The organism is Streptococcus sp. SO4 (assembly GCF_030440055.1).
GTDB lineage: Bacteria > Bacillota > Bacilli > Lactobacillales > Streptococcaceae > Streptococcus > Streptococcus nidrosiense.
On the sequence record NZ_JAQFJI010000032.1, the window covers coordinates 1 to 1,114 of the forward strand.

General features: G+C 41.5%; 1 pseudogene. It reads right to left on the reverse strand.

From position 1 onward, the window contains the following. A pseudogene (locus PCY08_RS09930) lies at positions 1-1,114 on the reverse strand (hypothetical protein); the annotation flags it as partial.

The window sequence follows — 1,114 nt, forward strand, 5'->3', positions numbered from 1 at the left end:
TTAGCTTTTTCAGAATCTGTAAGAGCTGATGGATTTACAACTGGGGTTACAGCTGGACTATTAACGCCATTTGAGTCAGCTTCTTTTACTGTCTTCTCTGGAGTTAAGGTTGCTGTTGTACCATCTGGATATGTAACTGTTGTTGTACCGTCTTCACCAACTTTAACATCTGTTACGGTTGGGTTAGATTTCTTAACTTCTTCTGCTACCTTAGCTTTTTCAGAATCTGTAAGAGCTGATGGGTTTACAACTGGGATTACAACTGGATCCTTAAGTTCTTTATCAACTGATCTCTTAACAGTTTTATTTGATGGGAGAACAGCTGTTGTACCACCTGGATATGTAACTGTTGTTGTACCGTCTTCACCAACTTTAACATCTGTTACAGTTGGGTTAGATTTCTTAACTTCTTCTGCTACCTTAGCTTTTTCAGCGTCAGTCAAGTTACTTGGATCTGTAACTGGGGTTACAGCTGGATCCTTAAGTTCTTTATCAGCTTCTTTCACTGTTTGCGCTGGTGTCAAGGTTGCTTTTGAACCATCTGAGAAGATTACTGTTGCTGTACCATCTTCACCAACTTTAACATCTGTTGCTGTTGGGTTAGATTTCTTAACTTCTTCTGCTACTTTAGCTTTTTCAGCATCTGTTAGAGCTGATGGGTTCACGACTGGGGTTACAGCTGGGGTCTTAACGCCATTTGAATCAGCTTCTTTAACTGTTTGCGCTGGTGTCAAGGTTGCTTTTGAACCATCTGGGAAGATTACTGTTGCTGTACCATCTTCACCAACTTTAACATCTGTTGCTGTTGGGTTAGATTTCTTAACTTCTTCTGCTACTTTAGCTTTTTCAGCATCTGTAAGAGATGATGGGTTCACTACTGGAGTTACAGCTGGGGTCTTAACGCCATTTGAATCAGCTTCTTTAACTGTTTGCGCCGGTGTTAAGGTTGCTTTTGAACCGTCTGGGAAGATTACTGTTGCTGTTCCCTCTTCACCAACTTTAACATCTGTTGCTGTTGGGTTAGCCTTCTTAACTTCTTCAGCTACTTTTGCTTTTTCGGCATCTGTAAGGGCTGATGGGTTCGCTACTGGAGTTACAGCTGGGGTCTTAACGC